Source organism: Desulfomonile tiedjei DSM 6799 (assembly GCF_000266945.1).
GTDB lineage: Bacteria > Desulfobacterota > Desulfomonilia > Desulfomonilales > Desulfomonilaceae > Desulfomonile > Desulfomonile tiedjei.
Genome location: NC_018025.1, coordinates 6018633 through 6043518, shown reverse-complemented (window position 1 = coordinate 6043518; position 24886 = coordinate 6018633). Strand labels below are relative to the sequence as shown.

Sequence of the window (24886 nt, the reverse complement as noted above, 5' to 3'; positions counted from 1 at the left end):
CGAGTACATTTTCTCGAACCGGAACAGGAAAGAGGCTCCATCCATGAGGATTTCCTGTAGCGAAGAAGAATAGAATGCAAACCTCGCTTGGCGAGCGAAGTCCTGAATCTCAGAACGGATTCAGGTATGACACTATACATTCGTAATGTGGCCGCTGCCAGTACTTTGAACGTCCGAGCGAACGGACACATAACCGCCATCCTGTTACTACAACGATCATTAGTGTTTTTCGCGAGGATGGATGCGGTCTAACCAGCAATTAACCTTTCCAGTTACCAATTAGCCGAATTTCCCCTAACATTAGAAACATTGTCTGAGGTTTCTCATTTTCTAATTTAATAATTGACACCCCAATTCTATTGTGATATCGACGGGTCGTGGAATGTAGGTTGCCAGGGTTAGTAAAGGAGTTTTAAGTGTTTGGAAAAGTGATACAATTGAGAAAGAACGCCTCTGGGACCGGGCGGGGGGCTGAATTACCCTCCGAGATAACAAAGCAGTTTAATTCAGAAGTTCTGGATCGCGGCCTACGGCTGGCGGAAACCTCGCGAATTTCGCATATTAACTTCGGAAGAGAATCGTATTTTGGACTGGTGAGTGATTCCTCCGAAAAGGGAGTGAACGTTCACATCTCACTTGATCCGGACACAAAAGTTCTTACCAGAGCAGCGTGCGGATGCTTTCGCTCGTCTACTCGAACGTACTGCCATCATATTGTTTCGTTTGTGCGATACATTCTGCGACCTGATCCTGAAACCGGTCGACTCCGTACACTTGACGAAGATTTTCAGGACAGTTTCTGGCATGAGATCAGCTCGTTCGGATTCAAGAATTTCGGCGATTCGCTGCTGGGATTCAAAGTTCAGGTAAATCACGGGGGTGAAGGGCTGAGAATCAGTTTTTCAGACAGGAATCAGAATGAAATAATGGCTTTCATGCCTGGAGAAAGGCTGGTAGAGGAATTCCTCCACGAGTTTTTTGATTTGATTCGTAGAGACATAGACTCCACCCTCTTCCGACGAATGTACGGGCGAAAGCTAAAAGACCCGAATGTCCCTTCTCTCAGGCGAAGACCCTGGCAATACTCCGAATCGGAGCATGAGATCAACCGCCGTGGTATGAAGTCTGTTCGCCAATACATGGAAGACAGCATTTGGCATCGCATTGCCAAAGTGGGATTTCTCGTGTGCGGTCGCGGAGGCGGAAATTTTCATTTCCGATTCCTCGAGCACAAACAGGAGTTGTGTGTAGAAGCATTTGACGAAAGTGACACTGTTATTCTGAGGCTCATACCACCGCGAAATCTGATCGGGTCCGTGATGGAGGTAGCGCACAAGAAGGGAGCGATCGGGTCGGATCTGCTCATTCATCCACACATGCTGAAAACAGGCTATCGTATTGAAATGGCGGAATCATCGGCGCTCCACGTCACACCCGTGGTGGAAAATCCCGATCCGGATGCAGAGCCGGGACAGGAATACCTGGATCGTACTAAGCTGGAACAGCAACTGTTCGGCGCATACTACTTTTTTCCGGATTGGGGCTTCTTTCAGATCGCGGTTAACCCTACGAATTTGCCGGCCGAGTATTTCTCTGCTCAGAAACGGACTGTAATACCCGCGGACAAAATCAATGCGTTTCTCCAGGAACACGGAGAAGTGCTCAAGACGGAATCCTCCATCCTCATGGATGGCGATCTTGTAGATCATGAGACTCTGGAAACATATCAGCAGGTTCTGGTGGATCACAAGGATTTCGGCCGCGACAACTTGTCTCTTCAGATCACCTATGATTTCGGAGGATTCGTTGTCCCGTTCAGAGATATTTTCCAATCCCGCAAGGACAAGAAAAGGTTTTTGATTTGCGATGACAAGTGGATAGACACCAGTTCCCGGGAATTCGCCTGGATGGATGGTTTGGATGAGAAACTTCTCGATACTGGTGATTCCATTTCCATTGGCCGTACCGAGTACTTACGTTTTCTGGCTTTGCACGATCGAGTCGAAAAGCGCTTTTCATCGACCAAGATCCGTGACTGGTTCCAAGGCTTCGAATTGCTGAAACCAGCAGGGCGCATTCCTTCGACCCGAACGATGAAAGGCAAACTGCGCGGGTATCAGAAAAACGGTTTTGGATGGCTTTGGTTTCTTTATGAAAACGGTTTTTCCGGTCTGTTGTGCGACGATATGGGGTTAGGAAAGACCCATCAGATTATGGCGCTCATGACAGGAATTCTGTCGCGACAAACCCGCAAGAGCGATAGATTGCGTTTTCTCGTGGTGTGCCCGACCACAGTCTTGAGCCACTGGAAGGACAAGCTCATGGAATATTGTCCTTTCCTCGATCCTTATATTTATCACGGGACTGATCGGTCTTTTCACCAGGCGTTTGAAGAACATCTCCTGATTATAACTTCGTACGGTATCGCACTCAGGGATGTAGAAATGTTGGCCGAATTCCGTTTCGATCTGATCGTGCTGGATGAAGTACAAGCGATAAAGAATAAATCCACCAAGACGTACGCGGCAATCAGAGCTTTGGAATCCGTATGCACTATCGGCCTTACCGGTACGCCCATCGAGAACAGTGTTACGGATTTGAAATCACTTTTCGACGTCATACTGCCCGGATATCTTATGACTGATTCTCTGTTTGAAACGCATTTTCGTCAGTTAATTGAGGAGACAAACGATCACGCTGCTAAGGAAAAGCTTTCCCGGATGATTCAGCCTTTTACGCTGCGCCGAAAAAAAGAGCAGGTTCTCAAAGAATTGCCTCCTAAAATAGAAGATATTCGGCGATGCGGTCTCAGTGACGATCAGATTCGGTTCTACCGGGACATCGTGGAAAACCAGGGTCGCGCGCTTGTTCAAACACTCAAGGATCCGGATAAGACTGTTCCTTACATGCACGTTTTCGCTGTACTGAACTATCTCAAGCAGATCTGCAACCATCCGGCTTTGTTGGAAGGAGACTCAACAAATTACGAGAAATATGCATCGGGAAAGTGGGACTTGTTTGTAGAGCTTCTGGACGAAAGCCTCGGGTCTGGACAAAAGGTGGTTGTATTCAGTCAATATGTGAAAATGCTTGAACTCATCGAAGCGTATCTCCGGGACAGGAAGATAGAATTTGCCACTATTAAAGGACACACACGTAACAGAGCGGAACCTGTCCGACGGTTCAATCATGACTCGGATTGCATGGTATTCAGTGCTTCTTTGAGAGCTTCGGGTTTGGGAATCGATCTGACTGGAGGATCTGTTGTTATTCATTACGATCGCTGGTGGAATTCTGCTCGTGAAGATCAAGCTACGGATAGGGTTCACAGAATCGGCCAGAGCCGCGGAGTCCAGGTGTTCAAACTGGTGACCGAGAATACTCTTGAAGAGAAGATCGATTTGATAATTAGCCGAAAACGGCGACTTATGGAGAGCGTTGTCAAGCAGGACGATCAAATGTTGCTGAAGCATTTCTCCAGAGAAGAATTGATTGAGTTAATGTCCTTTTAGCTTCGCTGCCAGTCGAGAATTATTGTAGAATCGACTCTTCACACGGGCAACCGACCACATGGATGTGACAGCGCCAACTTCGTCCGGTTGCCGTGGAGGGGTATAGGCGCTAACTTATGGCGTTTTTGGTCGTTTGTTCCGGAGGAACAACTGACAATAGGCCGGCGATTCATCGCCGGTTAAGGAAAAACCCAATGATTTTCGAGTCCCGGAGAGACGACTGATACTCAAAATCCCGGCAATGAATTACCGGGCTATTTTCTTTGGTCCCTGCGGGACAAAGAATTGCCCGCAAAGTTAGCGCCTGTGCCGTGGAGGGGCATGCCGATTCATACGACTACACGAACGCTGGAAAAGAGTAGCGAAAGCAATACTGATAAGGAGCTTCTTCCGCGTAGCACTCTTACGTGGGGAATGACTTTTTCGTATATCGCAGTGGCAGTCTTCGCCTTCTTCTTTTGTTGGATCTGCGGCCAGCGAGGTCTCTTTTCTTCTGATCAATCCATCGTTTTCGATGGTGGGTACCGCCTTCTTACCGGTCAAGTACCGTTCAAAGACTTTGTGAGTCCCATCGGTCCGATTCCTTTCTTGGCTCAAGCTGCTTTTTTTTGGATTTTTGGAGTCTCTTTTTCTTCCTACTTACTCCATTCGTGCACGGCCAATGCAGTCGCTGCTTTATGCGCGATCTCTGTCATCAGGACTCTTTTTCCCGGACGAACATATCTCGCAATCTCATCAGGTGTTTTGACTGCTGTCTGGTTTTATCCATCTTTCGGAACGCCGTATCTCGAGCATACTGCGTTCTTCCTCGGCTTTTTCGCCTTGGCGCTCATTGTGTATGTTCTTGTGTCCACAAGTACAGGACAATTGGCAAGGAATCTCATCATTCTCGCATGCGGTATACTTTCAGCTCTGGCGATCTTGAGTAAGCAGAATGCCGGTGTTCTTATTGCCGCGGCCTGCTTTGGGTTGATCTTTGCGTCGTGCTGCTGGAAAGAAGCAAGTCGCCGCGATTGGTCGCTTGTGGGAACGTTCGCGATCGGGTTATTCACAACCCTCGCAACTTTTGTGCTATGGGTTCACCGGTATTCCGACTTGTCGCTCTTTAATCATTACTTCCTGGAAGTGCCATTCGAGCTTGGCTTATCACGGGCTCAGTCGTTAACGGTCGGGCTGAAGCGTATGCTTATCCCTTATGAACACCCCATGTTGAGGATTGCTCTCTACGGTTCGGCTGTAATTTGGATATGTGTAGCTGCAGCGTTCTTAATGCAGTATAATTTGCAGAAGACCCCGCGCAGCAAAATAGCATTTACTCTCTTACTGCTGCTGTTGACTGTACAGAGCCTGATGATCCCGACCATGAATAATGCGGTAATATATATGGTCCCGTTTACAGGGATTATCGTTGCTTTATCCTTTGGATTGGCACAGGAATTCTTGTTGCCGCTCGTGAGAATTAAGCCGCTGGTAATCTCGGTAGTATTCCTGTGTATGGGTTTCGGGTTGACCTTCGTCGGTTGCGATCTCTCGTGGAACCGGAGAGATCTGCTTTTTTCCACCTCGATCTTCCGTTCTTTGCCGATACAGGGTCTGAGCACTCTGAAATGGGGCGAGCCGACTACGATACGCACGTGGCAATTGACTGGTAACGAAGTGGTCGATCTCGTCAGTCATTTGACAGCCCAGGGCAAGCCTTTCTTTGTGTTTCCGGACTTCACCATGCTATATGGTATAGTGGGTAAGCCGAATCCTCAACCGATCTGTTGGTTCCACCCCGGCGTAACCTACTCTGCAAAGGGAGAACCCTTGCTCGACCGATGGATCGCTTCCGACCTGAAACGGAATGGCGTAGAAGTTATAGTCCTGGAAAAATGTGCATGGCTGGGATTGGATATGCTCGATCAATTCCCCCTGACGAAAAATCTTATTCAAGAGCATTTCAGGCTGGTGCGTTCAATCGGTCCCTGGGAAGTGCTCCATCGGCATTCACAGGAGCAGGTCGGACCTGAAAAGTGATCGCTTGATCGATTCACAAGAATCAGGTAGGTTACTCAAATCAGTGACTACTTTTGTTGAAAAGTCTTAGTCGGATCGAGCTGCAATGAGAGCGTTCGTATCGAAAATTTTAGCACGTTATCCCCGGCTTATTCCCTTCATCGCGCCCATGGTCAAGTCCGTAAAGAAGCGGTTTTCCGGTATCAGGACACAGAAGATGGATCCGGATGTCGCTCGCCGTCTCAAGCGGATTCTGGAATCCCGACTCACCATACTCGATGTGGAAACGACCAACATCTGTAACGCCAGGTGCTCGTTTTGCGCATATCGATTCCGCAAAAGACCGCCTCAAGTGATGACTTCGGACTTCTTCTCCATGCTGCTCGATCGATATGTCGCTTACGGTGGTGGTGATCTGAGCTTGACGCCTCTGGTAGGAGATCCCCTCGTGGACAAAGGACTCATCGCAAAGATCCAGCGAGCACGCTCGGAGTCGTCCATAAAGGAAATCAGCTTCGCGACGAATTTGATCGCACTCGATCTTCACGGTGCGAAAAACCTGTTGACCTCCGGTGTAAACTGGATATTTGTAAGCACGAGTATCGGTAGCAAAGACATGTATCGATCCGTGTACGGGGTCGACAGGTATGAACGGGTCATGGCGAATCTGTTCGATCTGCTCGAGACCAACAATCAGCTCGGCCGTCCTGTTGCGATTTCTGTCGGCTTGAGATGTGCAAAGCCGTATCGCGCGGTTTTTGCGTCTCCCGATTATCGTCGAGCGGTAGAGCTTCTCGGCAGCTACATAAGCGTTATTGATGACGACTATGTCAATTGGACCGGGTCGATTCGTGAAGAGGACCTCCCTGCAGGAAACAGGTTTCGTCGTATCCATGACAGGCGGGAACCTTGCGAGCAGCTTTATTACGGCCTTCAGGTATATGTTAACGGAGATGTGAACCTTTGCTGCTGTGTTGACATGCAAGGGGAACTGCTGGTCGGCAATGTGCAGAGGGATTCCATCGATCGCATTTGGAAAGGGGATACGATTCGGAAAATCCGTGCTGCGTGGGACGCGGGCGATATTCCGGAAATCTGTTCTCAGTGCAATATGTACGCCCCGCTTTCTGCTTTTCTGACCTTGAACCGACACCGCATCGAACAATGGGGTGTGGCGGATCTGACAAGTCCGGAGTTGTAACTGTCTGAAAATAGCTATTTTTGTACACTTTTGTATCACCCTGCACGAACATCGGTCCGAGGTACTTGACAGAAGTACATGGGTTATGCTTTAATGGTTGAATTCTGTTGGGGCCGACGTCACAGGGAAGCTTGGGCGCCTATACGGGACGCTTATACGAGTACAGCATCCAGGTGATTGTTTCCGGCTGAGGTTGAGGGCCGTTAACTCAGACGGTAGAGTATCTGCCTTTTAAGCAGAGAGTCGCTGGTTCGAGTCCAGCACGGCCCACCACGGAACGAATAAAATAGAGTTTTCGATCCGAGCTACTATGCAAAGCAGTGATTCTTCGTCCCCATCGTCTAGCCCGGCCTAGGACACCGGCCTTTCACGCCGGCGACAGGGGTTCGAATCCCCTTGGGGACGCCAATACTTAGATATATTTGCTAGAAAAAATCTAGCTTTGAGTTTCCTGAAAGTTACCCAAAATTGCAGACAGCTACTCCCTGTCTGCTTTTTCTTTTGGCACTCGGAACCCATATCATTGTTTCCCCGTGGTCGAACGTCATCCGGTCGATTGCCTGAATGAGTTCAGCGTCACTGATAACGCCATAACCCTCGCTGATGCTCTTTCCTCGGGTCGCATGCCCAAGAATACTTTCGCGAAGTTCCATGTCCATACCGCTACGTCTGGCATTCGTCTTCCACGTATGTCTCAGGTCATGAAAGTGCGGAGTAGGATTCAACCCTTCCAGTTTCGAGACTATCCTATCCCAAGGCCACCGGACCTGATATTTGTGCGTAATCGGGTCGCCTTCACGATGAAAGACGTGTTCGGCGCCGACTATCTGTTTACGCAACCGGTCCAAAATGGGGAGTAGGTCTTGATGAATCGGAACACGCTTGAAGTTTCGTTCCTTCACGTCATCCGGTCCTAGATAGACGATCCGTGATTTCAGATTGACTCGATTCCACGTCAGCCCAAGTATTTCGCCTCTTCGCATACCAGTATAGTAGGCAGTCTGAACGATGGGGACGTACCAGTCAGGCAAAGCGGAAATGATGCGTTGATAATCCGCATGGCTTATGTAGACCTGTCGTTTATCGTTCTTCTCTGTCAATGGCTTCACAGACCTGCACGGATTAACCTGAATCTCTCGCAACTCAATGAGCACCTGGAAGAGTTTCGACAGTGCGGCAATCTCTTTGTTTATCGTGCTATGTGCTGCATGTTCAGCCTGTCGCGCTCTCTGATACTCCTTTATATGGTGTATCCAGAGTTCTTTTACCGCAAAACCTTTACTGAAAAATTCGACCAGATGCGCGAATCCCTCTTGCATCCTCTGTCGATTCGAGCTGTCTCGAATGTCTGGGTAACTGAGTGTCGTCTGAATCGCACGCCACAATGTCAGTTCTTCCACGGGAACCGTCGTACCACCGAGACATTCTGGCAATTCCCAGCCCTGATTTCTGAACATACGGGCACATGCCTCGCGCGCCTCACCGTCAAGGATGGAATAATCCGCACTTCTGCACGCTCTCAATATCGCTGCTTCAATCGCCATAGCCTCACGTTTGCTCGTGGTCTCAAGTTTCAGACCGATTTTACGGTCCCGAAATGGCTTAAAGTAGACTGTCCAGACACTATCCTGAATACCCTGTTTATTGGTTCTCCGTGTTACCATTTGCACATCTCCTCTCGAAGCTGTGCTCTAAACACCTTCCCTCTTTCTGATTCTCGTCGCGTCCTACTGTCACCACCACCTTTCGGGCGGAATCGTAAAGACTCAGAGACGCGATTGTCAACCGATTTGCACGGTTCTACCGGTACAACCGGTCCCCTCTTCCTCGCACAAGATAGGGTCGCAACCACTTCTCTTGCCGCGAGGTATTGCCTCAAATGCTCGTGGAAATATCCACGCTCTCGATTATTTTTCCAGACGTAACCGATTTTACCAGCATGAGCCAACGCGTTAAGCGCTTTGATGCTTATGCGCAGTAGGGTAGCTGCTTCCTTTGGGGTTAATAGCTGGGGGATGGGATTTGTGGAATTCGTCAGCTCGTCAGTCGAATGCTCAAATGGCCCTTCTGTTGCGCTCTCGTTTAGGTGATTCAATCATATTTCACCTCGCGTTAATCCCTGTCTAGTGCAGGGCACATCCTGAAGGATGCAACTTGTCTCAGGGTAGCACCATAATCAGCGTACCCTTCTCAGAGACGATAGGGTGCAGCAGGGAAGCTACACAGACCGGACATCCAATTACGCGCATCGCAAGCAATTACCCTCAATACTATGGGAAATCCCGTTCTCTGCCAATTCTGGGAATTGACAGCAATCAATTTGTTACGCTCTGTTGATAGTGGTCCACCTGATATCGAAAATCAGTGAAGCCTGTCAATACCTTTTTATCCTACGCAAACTTTGCGCACCATTAACGCAGCTGTTCAAACTGTTCTTCCGGTATAGCCGCGACCGATTGCCAGCGGGAGGAAGAGGAGCGAGAGATTCCGAAGTCTGAAAGTTTTGGGGAAAAACCTGTTTCATCGTGCGACGGGTTTTTTAGGGGACGTCCCCTATTATCTTTCTCTATCTTTTCCAACATCTCACCCGCTTTCCGCTCCGCGCGTATCTTGATCTCAGCACACTGATTCTGCATCGAAAAACTGTAACCATTTATTCCCTGCACTCGCACCATTTTTCATGACGCGCAAGTGCTCGAAATGATTAAGCCTTTATTTTTGTTATATGTCATTGTTAGCCGCGTCGAATTAAGTTAGTGCTGTCTCACCCGCACGTCAATCTCTGGCATGTCCCGATTGCTGGACGTGGGGGAATCAGCACGAATTACCACGCTGAATCCCCGCGCAACTTAGCACGTCAATGCTGCTGGCCTGACAACTCCCAGCCGTTGCTCAAATTCGCTTCTCTCTGGCTCTCGATACGTCGCATTGGCCTGAACGAACTCCACCAGCCTCTTACCCAACGCGTCAATATCTCGCACCCGCACATGGTCGACGTATGATGCAATCCCCACTGCAAAACTATTCCGTCCCGCATGAGGCCGTAATATTTCTGCCAGCTCGTCAAGAGCATTTTCCGGAAACTCCGCACACATTGGAAGCAGATCGACCAAAATGCTTGCTCTGGTTCTCCGCGGAGTAAATCCAATGAACGGAATGAGCACATTGGAGCACCATCGGTAATAAGGCGATTTCACCTTTGGGAATGGATTGACGAAGTATCCCATAATGGATGCTCTCAGCATCGCGTCTCGCATCTTTTCGCTGTAGCAGTTCACCAATAATGGCCACCTGTCCACCGTCTCGCGTGTCAGTCGATAGGGCCCATACGTCGTCTGCTCGTCACCAGCAATCAAGCGATTCATAATTCTGTCCTTCCGATAATAATTCACGTTCGTCCTGGCAAAAATTCCAGGTTAATCAATCTCGTCAGCAATCAAAACGATTCGGACAAAAACTCTATATATATGTCCAGGTGTCCGAATCCGTCTTTTAATTTGTAAATCCAGTAACATATTTCGGACAGGGGGGGTGTCCGAGGGTGTCCGTGCATGTCCGGATATAAAAGAGAGCTGGTTAAAAACGTCTTCATGCATAAATTCGGACACCTCGGACACCCTAGGACAATAGGGGTGTCCTAATATATATATAAGTAATCATTACTCTTTCATATATATTCGGACACTCGGACAGGTTCTTTTACTAGAAACGCCCACCATATTCAGGCGAACCACCGTAATGCAAGTCGTCCGGTGGCAAAACGTATTTCCCGAACATCCCCGCTGCTTTTAAGACTTCTCCGCGTTTCGCCATCCGGTCAAGACGCTTCCGTATGGTGTCGCTTCTGACCCTCGGATTCGTCTTCTCTGCAATCTGAGCAACTGACATAGGCTTACCCTCGGAAGCTCTCAAAATGTCCCTAACCTCGTTAGCCTCACTTGAGCGCTTCACGTCCGATGCTTCTCCTAAATAACTCCATGTGAGACTTTCCACGTCAAAAGCCACGCTATGCTTCTTTTCCTCAATGTCCCGTCCCGAGACAAATATGGTCCCCTCTGTCGACAAGCGGTCCCGTTCCAAAATCAAAATGCTGTCAGCAGCCCCCGTAAGCGCTGTGCTTCCCAGTACCCTGGCGTAAAGGTCTCCGCCCTCGTTATTCTTCCCTTTGTTCAAATGGTGCACCACGACTATAGAAAGACTCCGTTCAATCGCAATTTTTTGGAGTCCTCCCATTGTCCGGTAATCCAACTCGTATTCAGTCCCGTGCCTGTCCTTTGCAGGTTTCAATTTTTGCAGAGTATCCAGGACAACCAGCTTAACCCCCTCATTCGCATCTAACCAGCGCTCCAGCATAGTTGTGCCCTCGGGGAGCAACGGCCAATCTCTAGTAAATAATCCTCCGGGCGGCATCGGCTTCCCCCGTGAGATTTTGCGCAAACGAGTTTGTAATCTGCGCTCGGGGTCTTCGAGTGCGACGTTCAATGTTTTCCCTTGCGCACATTTGAACCTGTCGAACGCATAACCACCGGATGCCACTTCGAGACACCAGCCAAGTGTTATTAAGCTTTTTCCGACTTTCGGGGGACCGGCCAAAATCACTAAATTGCTTTCACGGACGAATTCCTGAATAATCCAATCTTGTTCGGGAATTTCTTTCTGCAAAAGGTCCACATAGTTTGATATCTCGATAACCCTGCCTTGCGACGTCTGAAGGATAGGCGGTGCATACCATTCCGACTTCTCAGCAGCATCGGTCAGGACTTGCTTCACGTGGTCAAAACCCTTTTTTTCAAATAATGATTTCAGGCTTTTACCGTCAAAAAACGGTGCGAGGTCGACAATTTTCAAAAACTTATTATTTTCAGCGAGTCCTGATGCGAGTTTTTGGGAACCAGCAACGTCGGCGGGGTCTTGTGATTCCAGGAAAATAAAGATTTTCCGTTCGTCCCCCTGCATGCTTCCGGGCAATTTTTCGGTCCCGGTCGCGTTGGCATATCCACCTACCAAGCCAGTAGCACAAGCGTGCGGTGCAAAAAGGTCGACTGTCTCTTTTTCCGAAAAAAACAGTATCTTGTCCGGTTCACGTACGATTCTGTCCTCATGATAAAATTTGGATTTAGCAGAATTTTGATACGACCATGCGTGTGTAAAAATCTTCTCGAATTCATCGTCTGTTTTCGGAGGTATGCAGCGGTCTCGATTGAAATTGAAAGCATTGAAGTGTGTCTCTTTTTCGGAAAAGCCCTTCCCTTTGTAGCTTCGGATTAATCGAAACAGTGTCTCATTGCGTGTCCCGTCTGGCGCGTTCTCTGGAATCTCAAAACGCTTTTTCCCGGTCGGTGAGACCGCATCCCCTTTCGGTTTGCTTTTCCCGTTACCTTCAATTTTCCCACTGCCAGATGCTTTTTGCTGTCTCGCAATTTCCAGCAAACCCAGCGGAAGCTCTGCTATCTGTACACCGGACGATATGCAATCAGGATCCCACTCGTATTGATTGCCTGATTCGTGGTTTGACGGGGGGGCCAGCACATAGTTTCCGTCGCACCGGAAGTCGATTTTGTCTGCGAAAACGTCAGTTCCACCGGTGAAATATTCCATGTCTGCGGGTTTGGTGAAATAGTAGTGAAATCCTCCGGAACCGGTTATTACCCGGAAGGTGTCCGGGATATCCACCCTCTGTTTCAGTTCATCGAAATTCTCACGGCCTGCCTCACCGTCCACGTCCACGACGCAAAGATTTGATTCTTTCCCTGTCCGAATTCCAATATTAGAATGACAATTTCTTCCGCTCCACATTGCCAAAATCTTCTTTTTATCCGTGGTCGCGCGCTCTTGCCAGCGGTCCCGCCGCGGGTGCTTACCCTGTGATTCGCATTTGGGATTCCCGCAGGAACATTGGTTTTTGCGGTTCATTTCAAAAATATCGTGAACTTGCCAGCCTTTGTCAGCGTAAAAAAATGCGGCCTGAATCAGTGACCCCTGCCTTTTAACGCTTTCCTGTCCTTCACCGTCGGATATTGCGGCATTCAAATATTCGGCGGCCAGAGAGTGCATAGCAACGCTTAATGGGGTGTGTTCCATATCTGCTTTGATGTTGAACGATTCTTTGTTTCGCGATTTCTCGCCACACGAACCTTTGCAATTAAACGATGAAGGGATAGCGTCCGGACAGGTGGCTAGGGTCGATTCCGGGACCATATCCCCACTGCACCCACTGCACTGGAATGTTCCGTCAGCTCGGCAGAGTTCCGGGTAATTCTCTCGGGTCCACGGAATTATATCGATTGCACAGCGTAGCCTATAAGCCGCTTCGTTCCATAATAAAATCTCGAATTCCTTTTCAACGGGGGTATCGTGAACATCAGGTACGGTCTCAATGTAAGATTCCGCAGTATTAGTTTCCATAACAAACCTCCTAAATTGAACAATTGCACAATGAACGAACGCGCAGTGCGCAGATGTATGTGCACCAACGCGATTTTTTTCGTGTCGAATTCGACAAAAATGCTTGATAAATGGGGAGTTTTTGAATAAATAAATGGTCATCACATCATTTTTTCCATCGGAATCTCTCCAGGAACCCATCCTCACCAGATGGGTTTTATTTTTTCCAGGTGTCATACACGAGCACGTAGCTTGTCATACACGCCTGGAAACAGGGGGGGAGAGATACGACGAATTACTGCTAATTACTGCGTCAAGAGCTTGGATAAATCGAGTTTTTCAGCCAATTTGGGAAACGGAACATCGAAATACTGCTCTAACAATTTTTTGAATCGCACTGTAACAACTGGTCGCGATGGGGTCGAACCCCTCTCTACAACTGAAATCGGTGTGGAGCACCCATAACCAATACGGTCGGCTAATTCGAGCTGCGTTAAGCCTAACAGTCGCCTCATACATTCCAATCGCGTCATGACATAACCCTCTTTTTCCCTTGAATGTGCAGGTGCATCCAAGGTTTTATGTTTCTCTACCTCCCGTGCCTTGGGTCATATCAAAACGCGTACCGGAGTCAAGAAGTTTTACGATGTCACTTGGCCTTGGCCTCTAATTCTTCTCGAAGTGTCTCCTGCTCGTCTTCCTACTCTTCAAAACTCAGTTTCGGATGTCCATACCGATTCCACAAAATGCGCTGCATCAGCTCTGATGCGCTTATTCTCGCCTCTTTCCGTTCGTCCTCGAATAGGTCGGCAAGCACTTTGTCTATTCTGCACCCGGGTAATGTAGCTCTTTCACCCTGAAATCTCTTCGTCTTCGCCACCTTGGGTATAGCGGGCGGGATATCCGATTCGGTAATTTGCGCAGTATTCGCAACGGTCGCAGTATTCGCATGGTTCGCACCAATCGCATCAATCATGGTTTTCATTTCCTTTCGTATCAAGTTTCGCAAGTCTGCGATTGTCAGCTCTGCAATTGTGGGGGTAGTATTCACCGGTTCGTCCTGCTGTCTAGTCTCGCAAGTCTCGCACGTTTCGCCATTATCCATAGTCTCGTCAGCCACCGATTCAGTGTGCGATACATGCGCATCTTGCGACGTTTCAGACGCCCCTACTATTTGCGCATCATTCGCAGGCTTCGCCTCTTTACCCTCTTTTTCGAGCCTCTTCTTTTCCCGGTCATGGGTCATCTGAACAGCACCCACCGTCCACGGTGCGCTTTTGGAGTTCAAATAACCCTCGTGGTTCAGTGTCTCGGTAATCTCGGCATAGCTCTTGCCAGCCTTTTTCAATTCCATGATACGCTCTTTAGCGCTCGGCTTAACCTCATAACTCATAATCAACCCTTCCTTCCTATTCTTGCGAATATTATCAAAGGTGCGATGTTCGCACAATTGCGAACAATCGCCTTATTCGTACCGTCAATACTAACCCAACAATTTCTGGATTTGATTCGGGTGAAACATTCCACCAGACCGATTCGTGATTCCGTCCTGTTTCAGACATACGGCCACTTTACGCAGAGAGTAACCGTGATTCCGAAATGTGCGCATCTTGCGAATGATATCCTGTTCGGTCGCGTCCACGACAAATCCACCGTTCGCATATCTATACCCGTATGGTGCACGTCCACCGGTGAATTCGCCAAGCTCTCGTTTTCTCGCCAGTGCTGCACGGGTGCGCTCTCCGATGCGTTTCCGTTCGTGAGTGGATATTACAGCCTGAAAACCCAGCATACACTCATCATCGGCACTCTCGGTCTGCACTATCCTACATTCGGACACAAGGTGGACCTTGACACCGTATCTCGTGAACATCTCCATTGCGTTCAGCGTGTCCTGAGTGTTCCTGAATAGCCTGTCAAGTTTGAAAGAGAGGATATGCGCAACGGTGCGATTCTTGGCCATATCTATTATTCTGCGCATACCGGGTCGGTGTTCCACGTCCTTTGCAGAAATACCGGCATCAATGATGATATCCAGGACTTTCAGACCACGGTTAGCCGCATACTCTGTGCACCTGGCAAGCTGCATATCAAGAGAAATCCCTTTGCTTGCTTGTTTCTGAGTGCTCACCCGACAATAGATAATTGCAGTATTCGGATTTGCTTTTCCTCTTGCCTGTTCTTTACGTCCTGCTCTCTTCATATCCGTTCTCCCTGTTTCTTATCTATCGCAAGTTTCGCACGAATGTCATAATCAGTCAATAGCAAAGTGCGATACTTGCGATAATAGTTGTAAAGTGCCTGAATGATATCATCTTTCGCAACCGTGCGATGATTCTGTACATAATCGGGACCGCAGTTGTGTACAAAAACATGGTCGGTGCATAGGGGGTCTGCGTAGCACGATTGGCGTTTCGGTAGTTATGTCAGTAGGTTAAACGCTGGGAGTGCTACCCCCCACCTGGGTATGGATCCTAAATTTTTTGGAAATGTGCGGCTATGGCCACCGGTCGCGAAACGCCCGCCAATGCGCAGCAAATTTTCAGGGTGAGTATGTGACTGTTTCGCATCGAATATATGTTGCCACTGCTCTCTATCTAGGGTATACCACCATTGCTGCATGGAATTGGTACAGGATGATTGCAGCGCCATAATTATGAAATCAGCCGAAATACTACAGTTCAGGCTGAGACGGTACGCAGGAAGTTCCTGCTCAATTTATAGGAGATGCAATATGAATCAATTCCATAATGACGTTCAAATCGAGCCTATCACGTCCATTGTGACATTCAAGCTCCCTCAGAGTATGCACAATGCATTACTGAACATGGCGAATGAACGTGCTATGTCTATTTCCGCATTGACTCGTGAGTTCGTAGCGCGTGCGTTAGGTATGACAACCACCATTAACGATAGGCCAAGTATTGCGAATAGACGCGGGTCGCGCTCTAAATGGTAGAGACAACCACCGCACGCTCATTTTTGAACAATTGAAATAACGGATATCTCAGGAAAGGCATACATTATGGAAAACTCGAATTCGATTCAGGCATACTCTACCGATATTTACGAGGTGCGATACCACCTTTTAGACCGCGGTTTTCGCCAATGTGTTGAGCTTATGGACGCAATGCCAGCACCGCAATTACAAGCGCTCATAGGCGCGGCATTTACTGTGCAGCACTCCAGAGACATTAATCGCGGTCGCAATTACCGGGGAATCTGTCTACTCCAAAAAATCAGGCAAGAGCAAGGATGGAGTGTCGAGGATTTCAGGTCTGCATTGAGCCAGTTTGCCAAAACGGATTTGTCGGAACAACGCAAAGCATGGCGGGAATCGCAAGATTCATTTGCGAAAGCTGTTCTCTCACCCAACGATTATAAGATTTGGAAGCAATCTGTGTCTAGTTTCGCCGTCATGCAAAAATGGTTGAAGGCGAATCCGGAGCCATTGCACGTCCCGATCACTCTGGAATTGGTCATGTCTATCGAGGCGAATAGACCGCGACGCGAGAAATACAAGGGATATGTCGTGGAGCTGTACGAACGTTTCTTTGCTCGCCTGACAAATTACGATTTGACCTGGGAAGCGCTTTTGGCTCCTCTTGGTTCTCGCGATCCCAGAGCCCACCTAACCCCCATTTCTGAGAAAACGGGTCGCAAGGCGAGTTAAGGTGGCGAAATGGCGATTAAAACTGTCGAATGGGTCGAAAAATGGGTCCCAGTCAACAAACTAACGGGAATCGACGTTGAGTTTATCAGCCTCGTGCCCAAAGGGGCAAATCAAATACCGTTTCAGATTGTGAAAGCTGATACAGGGAAGGAAACAACCATGATTGATACAGCGATTCAGAAATTACAGCGGGCTGTCGCCGATGTGCGGTCGATTCAAGACGATGTGCGGACCATGAGGAAACAATCTGATAGACGGGCCAATGAAGCCAAGGAATTGGCGAAGCTCCAGGAAGAAGTTCGGTTCTGGCAGAGAAAAATCGAGTACCTCGCACCAGTAGGCAATTTTACGAGTGCTTTTAATCCTGACACCGTGCCTCTGGAGAAATCAGACGACACCGGTATTCAATCCCGACACAATTTCTGGAAAACAGATGATTCATTGGCTGTCGTAAAAGACGATAGTGCAGGTGGGCATTTCTGGCCTTGGTAGCCTCACCAATCCCCATGCTTCTGAAACGCTCTGATAGAGCGAAGTTTCCCAAAAGTTACCCTTTTTGGGTGGATTGGTTCGGATTGCTCAGTTTTGGTGCAGTCGAATCAGGACGTTATTTGACGAGAATCATTAGGGAAAAGTGCTTAGAGCGTTTATTCTAGTATGGCCCTATCGCCCTTTCACGCCGGCGACAGGGGTTCGAATCCCCTTGGGGACGCCAAAATATTATACCATGTGGACAGGGAAGTTGGGCAACATCTCGACTTCCCTGTTTTCGTTTAGCGCCGAATACAGGGCCCGCTCAGGACCCAAAGGGATCCCAGGCCGCCTAGCCGCCCCTGAGTCGGCCCAAGAGCCGGGCACGCAATCATTCGAGATCGTTGGCGACATCACGGATATCGAAGTCATTGCTGTCGGCTCTGCCATTCGGGAGATTGGGCGACTACGGAAACAGTATGGTGAGAGCCGTTGGCGAAAACTGAAAGGAATCGCCACGGTTCGCCTTCCGAGCGGTCGCACACGGTTAGCCGAATTACACTGGTATGAAGCTCACGGAATCGGGAAAAAGGAATTCAAACGCAAACGTTATCTGGACTAAACTCATGAGCGCTCGTTTTGCCGTGTGTGTTGACAACACCGAGTTCCCCGCCTCCCTGGAGATCCACAAGGTTTATCGCGTGGTCCCGGATAAGGATGCGGAGCGAGACGGGGACTTGCGCATAATCGACGAAAGCGGGGAAGACTACCTCTATCCCGGGAAGTATTTTGTAGCAATAGACCTGCCGCAGGAAAGCGAGCGCGCCCTGGCCGAGTCTTTTGATAGGCCCTAAAGGGCATGTGGACCGCAAGTTCCATGACGAGTAGGACCGAAGGTCACAGAAATCATAGGGCTTTTTGCTGCGTCAGCCTTAGAATCCGACATGTGTATTCATGCCGGCGACAGGGGTTCGAATCCCCTTGGGGACGCCAAAATAGTATACCATGCGGACAGGGAAGTTGGGCAACTCCAACTTCCCTGTTTTTGTTTGGGGCTGAATTTAGAGGCCGTTGAGGGCCCAAACAGATCGGGAATTTAATGGAGAAATATGGAACGGGGATGGTTAGGAAGAACAGAGTTTATCCAATATCGCTGGGAGTTATGAAGTGGACATCCAATCTGTGATAAGCGTCGGAGCTGTAGTGGTTGCCTGTCTTTCGGCCTTTTTTGCGTACCGTTCCTCCGAGTCTGCCCGAAAGAGTGCTAATGAGAACTTCAGGCCAATAATCACCGCGCGAGTAAGAGTCTGTAAGGACGGATCAGAGGCAACGGCATTCGAGTTAGTGATTCAGAATACTGGTAATCGTGCGGCAAGAGACGTGTGCTTGAGCGTGCGTGAAGGGCTACTTGATGAAGTATTAACTGGGGGTAAGAACGACTGTCTGGTACAGGACGTCCGACGGTGTTTCTCCACCAAAATCCCTGTACTGGCTCCTGGGGAACAGGTTACCAACTCTTTCGGTGTACTTGCAAGACCACCTCAAATTAGTACATGGAAAAAATATACAACGATTATCCCAACTTGTGTCCGGTATACTGACGTGGAGGAGTGGACTCGGCGATTCGAACACTACCAAGATCTTGTAGTGTGGCACGAGGACGCTTTTGCAGGCGGCAGATGGAGTAGCTGAACTCGATGTGGCGAACGAAAGCAAACGAAGTCGCTGGCGAAGTTCATGGGCCAAGTTGATCGAGGCGGGTTCCATGCTCGAAGCTTCCCAGACGAGCTTTTTTCTGGAATTTTCGTAATATAAAGATTTTCCGACCGCGAAGGTATAAATGCCTCTACTCACCGATACCTCCATTGCTAGGCTTCTTGGAAAAGACATCATAATTGAACCCTTTTCAGAAAACTGCCTAATGCCCATGGGGTATGACCTCAGGGTGGGAGATTTTGTTTATGCTCTGGACATGAGGTTGCTCCGACCTGAGAATGGAGTCTATACTCTGCCTCCTCGCAGCACTATTCAGATCTTGACAAAAGAGTCCGTCTGGGTTTCCAGCAGAATCGGGGGGACTCTTCATTCCAGAGTTTCATTGGTCTCTAAAGGACTTTCCCATATTTCGACGACTGTGGACCCAGGATGGACCGGTCCTCTATTGATAACCCTCAGGAATACCCTAGACAGGGAGTTCAAACTAAAGAAAGACGATAGGCTCGTAACTATGGTTCTATACAGAACCCAAAGAAGAGCCAAGGGGCGTCACAAGAAACCCGACTTCTTGCGAGACATCTTGATCGACCAAGTAAAGGAGCAGATCCAAGAAGAAGTCGATGAGTATATGGAGAGAATTAAGCCCGTTTTAGGCGATACAGAATTACTCAAGAGTTTTCGGAAAGCTGTCGAAGCTGCGAATCAGCCGATGTCTTCAAAGATTGCGAATTCCGCAAGAAGGACAATGACTTTGAACGCCGTAAAATACTTCGGACTTGGTGTATTATATATTTTGGGACTCGCCATTCTGGGAATTAATTTCTACTGGGATAAGATCTCATGGTTATTTAACAATCAGCCGTATGATACTGAAGTATTCGCCGCACAAGCCGCTATGTTGACAACCCTGATATTTCTTGGGACGAAATTGCAGCAAGATTAAAATGAGGTCAAAAGCTGCTTTGGATCGCCTGGCTTTAGTCAGACTACCGCTCGCGCTCACTTCCTCACACGTATATCTGTCTCCCCGTATCAAACTTCATCATATCTACCGCATCCAAGCGCTGCTGATCAGAAATATTCAGATAAAGGGCCTGTAAGGACTTCTTCTTGTTCCCGTGCCCTACAATGGCGTCAGCTTTGTATCCGGGAACCCCGCTGCGCATCGCATGCGTGAACCAGCAGTGCGCAGCTATGAACCGTTGGTTTCGAATTGAAACCACAGCAGATTGTGTATATGATATTTGGAGGAGTAACGATACCATGTCTGAACGAACATTTACCGCGGTTGTTCACAAGGAAGATGACCTGTTCGTTGCCGAATGCCCTGAGGTAGGCACGGTTAGCCAAGGCTACACTCTGGAGGAAGCCGTTGCCAATCTCAAGGAGGCCACCGAGCTATACCTTGAGGAATTTCCACATCCGAAAACTTCCCGAGTGATCATGACTACGTTTGAAGCGACATATGGTTGAACTGAAGCGCGTTTCAGGAAAGACCGTTATTCGAACGTTGGAGCGTCTGGGCTTTGTGCAAGTCAGACAGCGTGGGAGTCATGTCGTCCTGAAAAAATTGCCGGAAGCCGAGATTGGGTGCGTGGTCCCTTTGCACCGGGAACTTGCGGTCGGAACACTACGCGGTATTCTGAAACAAGCCGGAGTATCCCCCCCAAGATTTCTTCGACAATCTCTGATCATCAATCAGCGGCCATCACTTTCCTACCTCATGTCCGTCTCCCCAATATCGAACTTCATCATATCAATGGCCTTGATCAGATCGTCGTCGCTGAGAGGAAGGTAAAGACTCTGTAAGGATTTCTTCTTGCCTCCATGACCAACGTGGCATTTGCATGAAGTGAGTGTTACATTTAGGCAATGACTATATGACTTTCAGCGATTGAGGAATCGGAGAGGCTCTGAGAGCGCATTGTGAAAGACTTCATTTCTCCTTACGTGAGGAGTTACCGCCAATGGAGAGTGCGACTGAAAGCAATAAAAGGCCCAAAGAGGATTATCGGATCGACAGACCCGAAACAGACGATGAATTGGCATGGGTGATCGCCACCAATCTGGACGAGTACATCGAGTTCCATGAAGGAGAGGCAGTTTTACAGCAGACTATGAAAGGAACTACGCTAGGTCAGCGGGTTATTTATGCTTGCATATGGTACGAATACGAAGTCTGTAACGGTGGACATCAGCAATTCTTCTGGAACAGCACCGGCATCCTTTGGGACGAAGCCTTGGCCGGGTTCATAAAAATGGGAGCAATCGAATATGCCGCTATACTGAAGGCCGCGGTTTCCCTGTTCCCGAACGGAAACGCCATCTAAAGACAGAAGGACTTCTTCTTTTTCCCATGATAATGATCCGACCTCTCATCTTGATATGAGGAGCGATGCTGTTCTGATCTGTCTGCATAAGACTTGCGTTCGTTCCCATAATGGGTCTCGCTGAGGGAGTTCTGTTCAGGGGATGATTTTTCTATGATTTTGTCCAATTCACCACGATCGAGCCAAACACCACGGCACTTGGGACAATAATCAATTTCAACTCCTTGTCTCTCAGCCATCCTGAGTTCTACTGCGCACACGGGGCAATTCACCTTCTATCCTCCTGTCCATACGTAATTTCAGACAACAATCCTACCTGTGCTCTGTTCTTTACGCAAGAGTTGCCATAACGATCTCAAACGCCACTGATTTCCCGCTGGTATCGCATGGCGGGGTGGGTGATGACGGCTGTTTGAGAAACGTTGTCTTCAAGTAAAGCTTCAGTTTCGAGCGGTAGTTTGAGAAGAATTTTATTTTTGGGGTTAAATGGTTCTCGCGTTCGGGTTTGAGATGGGGTATAGGCTTGGTGGGTGAAACGCTTGTTCAGGTGATGATGGGATGAGCATAAACGGTTGTCCGGTTTGTTTGGAAAAACAGCGTTGCATTGACGAGTTAAAAGAAAAGATCCAGAGCCTGGAGGCTAAACTGCGCTATCAAGAGCGCAAGGCTCAAGAAGGATACTTCGGCTCTTCCACTCCCTCATCCAAAATACCAATCAAGAGGAACAGTGAACAGAAGGAGAAAAAGCCCAAAGGTGCGCGGCAGGGACACAAAGGTTCCGGTCGCAAGAGCCACGAGTGCGAGTTTGATTATGCGGTAGAAGTGGAGGCTCCAGATATCTGTCCCGAATGCGGGGGTATTCTTGAAAAGAAAGGGGTGGAAGAGAGGAGTGTCCTGTATACGCCTTCTCAAAAACCCGAACGAATAGTATTTCGCTTACCCAAAAGGTATTGTTATCGTTGTGAACGCACGTTTACCCCCCAGACTCCCGGAGTGCTTCCCAAGAGTCTTTACGGAAATCAACTCATTGCCAATGCCATGACGATGTATTACCTCTATGGTCTTCCCATGGGACGGATCTGTGAACAGACCGGAGTAAGCGAAGGAAGCCTGATGGAGGTATACCATCGAATGGGGCGACTTTTTGAAAGAATTCCTCAAAAGCTCATTGAAGAATATCGACAAGCTCCTGTGAAGCACGCAGATGAGACGAGCTGGCGCACTGACGGCAAGAACGGATACGTTTGGCTCTTCGCCACTCCCGATTTGAGCATTTTCCAATTTGGCAAGAGTCGCTCGTCCCAAGTAGTTCATGCAGTCCTCGGCAAAGATCGGCTACCGGGCGTTTTGGTTGTGGATCGTTACCGCGGCTACAAGAAAGCTCCATGTGAGATTCAATATTGTTACGCTCACCTTCTGCGAGATGTCCAGGATTTGGAAAAAGAGTTTCCCGAAGAAGCAGAGGTCTCAACTTTTGTGGCTGTTGTGGCTCCTTTACTTGCACTCGCTCAGGGACTTCGCAGCCAACCGATTACGGATAAGCAATTCTATCGTCGAGCGGCTAAGCTTCGGACTGAAATTAAGGCCGCTATGGAGCGACCGGCCCGCCATATGGGTATTCGCCGGATTCAAGATATCTTCCGTGAAAATGAAGAGAGGCTTTATCACTGGGCTCGAGACCGAACGATTCCGGCAGAAAACAATTTAGCCGAAAGAGATCTGAGACCCTCTGTTGTGGCAAGGAAGGTCAGCTATGGATCTATTTCTGATAACGGAGCCAAGACGCGCAGTATTCTCACAACCGTCCTCACCACCCTCAAGAAACGAGGTAACGACCCTGCAGAACAGATGAAGAAAACTCTCGATCAATTAGCAACGAATCTTAAGCTGGACCCCTATGAACTCCTCTTTCAAAGAAACGGCCCTCAAGAATAGCTATATCCATCACAATTGCTCCCGCGAATAACTGAAGCTTTACGTCTTCAAGTATTTTCAGATTGACAACAAAGGCTTTGTCTACTAAGCTATTTGACGATCAAAGGGGAGTAGTTAACAAGGCCGATGTCAACATCCTGGCTGTAAAGTCTGGCATCGCCCGCAAATTTGCGTAACAAGACCTTTGGCTCAGTGCCAAAGGTCTTTTTTGTTTTGGAACAGAGTCTTGAAGATTACGGAAGAAATGCAAACACTGAGGCAACTCGACGGTGGAACTCTTGGCGTTGACTGCTCTTTATTGGTAGGGAGTCTAAGAAACGACAAAAGGCATGGTCAGATAAGAATCATGCGACTGCGAGGCTGAGAATGCTAGACCTATTAACGAGTGCCGACGCGTGGCTGGCCTTCTGCACTCTAACAGCACTGGAACTCATCTTGGGAATCGACAACATCATCTTCATCTCGATTCTAGTGGACAGACTGCCTGAGAAGAGGCGTGAGGTGGGGAGACGTCTCGGTTTGTTTCTGGCCATGTTCATGCGCATCGGCTTGCTCACTACGCTATCATGGCTAATAGGACTGACTGCACCGTTGTTCATCTTAATGGGCCAAGAGATCTCGGGCAGAGATCTGATTCTTATCTCTGGTGGTCTCTTCTTACTCTGGAAAAGCACCAAAGAGATCCATCACCTTTTGGAAGGAGAGAAGGAAGGAACTCCCAGTCAATTGACGGCCGCCTTCTCTGGAGTGATCATTCAGATCATGCTAATTGACCTGGTTTTTTCATTTGATTCAATAATTACGGCTGTCGGGATGGTAGACAATCTTGCAGTCATGATCGCGGCTGTTGTCGCGTCCGTTGCCTTGATGATGGCTTTTGCAACACAGATCGGACGGTTTGTCAGCACTCATCACACAATCAAGATGCTGGCACTGTCATTCCTGGTGGTTGTAGGCATTGTCTTGATATGTGATGGTTTTGATCACCACGTCCCGAAAGGGTACATCTACTTCGCCATGGCTTTTTCTGTTGGTGTAGAAATGCTCAACATGCGTCTTCGGAAGCGGCAGGTTGCCGATGTTCCCAACCATTCTGCGGCTGGGACTGAAGCTGCTACTTAGCTGTCGCTGATACAGACAAATCTAAGACAACTTGACAATCCGATTGGAGCCGGTTAACGTTCATCATGACGTCTTTCGATAGGAGTGAATCGCTCCTAAATGTAATGAAGTCGTCGATTGGGAGTTAAGGGACCATCGTAATGATGTGGCGTCCAAGGATTTTCAAAACCTGGGTTCAGGTGCTGGTATGCTTCCTGATTGTGAGTATGATTCAACCGAGCCTGGTCTTATGCTTTGATTATAACGCCGATGCCATTGTAGAATACGGCCTGTCTACCTCCCTTTCCAGTTCCGCTTCCGAGGTTTCCCTTTTTCACCACCTCTTAGACCAAACGATGCCCAGCATGGGCGCAAAATCCTCCTCGTTTGAAATGGCTATTGGAAGTCAGCGCTCAACAAGGGGCGCTTCTCTATCCCGGCTATTATTCACCCATTCGAGTGCGACCTTTCCGGAGACTGCCCATCGAAACCATTCTCGTCCAGAGTTTGCCCATCGAGATAATTCTCCCAACAGCACAACTCGAACCACAGTCCTGCTGATTTG

General features: G+C 48.6%; 21 protein-coding genes, 2 tRNA genes and 1 pseudogene. 18 read left to right on the top strand and 6 right to left on the bottom strand.

Annotated features, from left to right (window positions below):
* Positions 1-416: 416 nt before the first annotated feature.
* The 5 genes from DESTI_RS29505 (at position 417) to DESTI_RS25940 (ending at position 7119) form a co-directional block, all read left to right on the top strand.
* Complete coding sequence (locus DESTI_RS29505; protein ID WP_014812927.1) at positions 417-3512, top strand: DEAD/DEAH box helicase; 3096 nt, start codon at positions 417-419, stop codon at positions 3510-3512.
* Positions 3513-3833: 321 nt separating this feature from the next.
* Complete coding sequence (locus DESTI_RS25955; protein WP_014812926.1) at positions 3834-5531, top strand: ArnT family glycosyltransferase; 1698 nt, start codon at positions 3834-3836, stop codon at positions 5529-5531.
* 85 nt (positions 5532-5616) lie between these two features.
* Positions 5617-6711: a radical SAM/SPASM domain-containing protein gene (locus DESTI_RS25950; RefSeq protein ID WP_014812925.1), complete on the top strand. Its 1095-nt coding sequence runs from the start codon at positions 5617-5619 to the stop codon at positions 6709-6711.
* Positions 6712-6908: 197 nt separating this feature from the next.
* A tRNA-Lys gene (locus DESTI_RS25945) sits at positions 6909-6984 on the top strand.
* A gap of 57 nt (positions 6985-7041) precedes the next feature.
* Positions 7042-7119 (top strand) — tRNA-Glu (locus DESTI_RS25940).
* Positions 7120-7169: 50 nt separating this feature from the next.
* On the opposite strand, the gene DESTI_RS25935 is transcribed toward DESTI_RS25940, so the two are convergent.
* The 5 genes from DESTI_RS25935 to DESTI_RS25905 all read right to left on the bottom strand — a co-directional run bounded on the left by DESTI_RS25935 (position 7170) and on the right by DESTI_RS25905 (position 15298).
* Complete coding sequence (locus DESTI_RS25935; protein ID WP_014812924.1) at positions 7170-8375, bottom strand: tyrosine-type recombinase/integrase; 1206 nt, start codon at positions 8373-8375, stop codon at positions 7170-7172.
* Between the two features lie 1185 nt (positions 8376-9560).
* The gene (locus tag DESTI_RS25920; protein WP_014812922.1) at positions 9561-10076 is read right to left on the bottom strand and encodes a hypothetical protein; all 516 of its coding nucleotides are present in this window, start codon (positions 10074-10076) and stop codon (positions 9561-9563) included.
* 337 nt (positions 10077-10413) lie between these two features.
* Positions 10414-13116, bottom strand: a complete 2703-nt coding sequence (locus DESTI_RS25915) for a bifunctional DNA primase/polymerase (protein ID WP_014812921.1) — start codon at positions 13114-13116, stop codon at positions 10414-10416.
* A 679-nt stretch (positions 13117-13795) separates the two neighbouring features.
* Positions 13796-14488, bottom strand: a complete 693-nt coding sequence (locus tag DESTI_RS25910) for a hypothetical protein (RefSeq protein ID WP_014812919.1) — start codon at positions 14486-14488, stop codon at positions 13796-13798.
* Between the two features lie 90 nt (positions 14489-14578).
* Positions 14579-15298, bottom strand: coding sequence for a recombinase family protein (locus tag DESTI_RS25905; RefSeq protein ID WP_014812918.1), 720 nt, complete (start codon positions 15296-15298; stop codon positions 14579-14581).
* Positions 15299-15829: 531 nt separating this feature from the next.
* Here DESTI_RS25905 and DESTI_RS25900 point away from each other — a divergent pair.
* The 11 genes and pseudogenes from DESTI_RS25900 to DESTI_RS29495 all read left to right on the top strand — a co-directional run bounded on the left by DESTI_RS25900 (position 15830) and on the right by DESTI_RS29495 (position 21285).
* Positions 15830-16054: a hypothetical protein gene (locus tag DESTI_RS25900; protein WP_014812917.1), complete on the top strand. Its 225-nt coding sequence runs from the start codon at positions 15830-15832 to the stop codon at positions 16052-16054.
* Positions 16055-16120: 66 nt separating this feature from the next.
* Complete coding sequence (locus DESTI_RS25895; RefSeq protein ID WP_014812916.1) at positions 16121-16768, top strand: hypothetical protein; 648 nt, start codon at positions 16121-16123, stop codon at positions 16766-16768.
* Between the two features lie 9 nt (positions 16769-16777).
* Positions 16778-17260 (top strand): hypothetical protein, encoded by a 483-nt coding sequence (locus tag DESTI_RS25890; protein WP_014812915.1) that lies wholly within the window; start codon positions 16778-16780, stop codon positions 17258-17260.
* Positions 17261-17579: 319 nt separating this feature from the next.
* On the top strand, positions 17580-17861 hold the full coding sequence (locus DESTI_RS25885; protein ID WP_052316156.1) for a hypothetical protein: 282 nt from the start codon (positions 17580-17582) through the stop codon (positions 17859-17861).
* 4 nt (positions 17862-17865) lie between these two features.
* Positions 17866-18093, top strand: a complete 228-nt coding sequence (locus tag DESTI_RS25880) for a hypothetical protein (RefSeq protein ID WP_014812913.1) — start codon at positions 17866-17868, stop codon at positions 18091-18093.
* A gap of 313 nt (positions 18094-18406) precedes the next feature.
* Complete coding sequence (locus DESTI_RS31920) at positions 18407-18931, top strand: DUF8453 domain-containing protein (protein ID WP_014812912.1); 525 nt, start codon at positions 18407-18409, stop codon at positions 18929-18931.
* The gene (locus tag DESTI_RS31020; RefSeq protein WP_157212281.1) at positions 18906-19049 is read left to right on the top strand and encodes a hypothetical protein; all 144 of its coding nucleotides are present in this window, start codon (positions 18906-18908) and stop codon (positions 19047-19049) included. The genes DESTI_RS31920 and DESTI_RS31020 overlap by 26 nt, the downstream gene beginning before the upstream one ends.
* Before the next feature lie 30 nt (positions 19050-19079).
* Positions 19080-19898 (top strand): dCTP deaminase, encoded by an 819-nt coding sequence (locus DESTI_RS29500; RefSeq protein WP_014812911.1) that lies wholly within the window; start codon positions 19080-19082, stop codon positions 19896-19898.
* 320 nt (positions 19899-20218) lie between these two features.
* Positions 20219-20428: a type II toxin-antitoxin system HicB family antitoxin gene (locus DESTI_RS25860; RefSeq protein ID WP_014812910.1), complete on the top strand. Its 210-nt coding sequence runs from the start codon at positions 20219-20221 to the stop codon at positions 20426-20428.
* Positions 20421-20633 (top strand): annotated as a pseudogene (locus DESTI_RS31855) (type II toxin-antitoxin system HicA family toxin); the annotation flags it as partial. The gene DESTI_RS25860 and the pseudogene DESTI_RS31855, both read left to right, overlap by 8 nt.
* A 289-nt stretch (positions 20634-20922) precedes the next feature.
* Positions 20923-21285 carry a DMP19 family protein gene (locus DESTI_RS29495; RefSeq protein ID WP_014812909.1) on the top strand — a complete coding sequence of 121 codons (363 nt, stop codon included), beginning with the start codon at positions 20923-20925 and terminating at the stop codon, positions 21283-21285.
* Here the strand turns inward: DESTI_RS29495 and DESTI_RS31850 are convergent.
* Entirely contained in the window at positions 21282-21557 is a 276-nt protein-coding gene (locus DESTI_RS31850; protein ID WP_014812908.1) for a TFIIB-type zinc ribbon-containing protein, read from the bottom strand. The genes DESTI_RS29495 and DESTI_RS31850 overlap by 4 nt on opposite strands.
* A gap of 286 nt (positions 21558-21843) precedes the next feature.
* On the opposite strand from DESTI_RS31850, the gene tnpC reads away from it, so the two are divergent.
* Positions 21844-23220, top strand: a complete 1377-nt coding sequence (tnpC, locus tag DESTI_RS25840) for an IS66 family transposase (protein ID WP_014811267.1) — start codon at positions 21844-21846, stop codon at positions 23218-23220.
* A gap of 366 nt (positions 23221-23586) precedes the next feature.
* On the top strand, positions 23587-24342 hold the full coding sequence (locus tag DESTI_RS25835) for a TerC family protein (protein ID WP_014812907.1): 756 nt from the start codon (positions 23587-23589) through the stop codon (positions 24340-24342).
* Positions 24343-24886 lie beyond the last annotated feature (544 nt).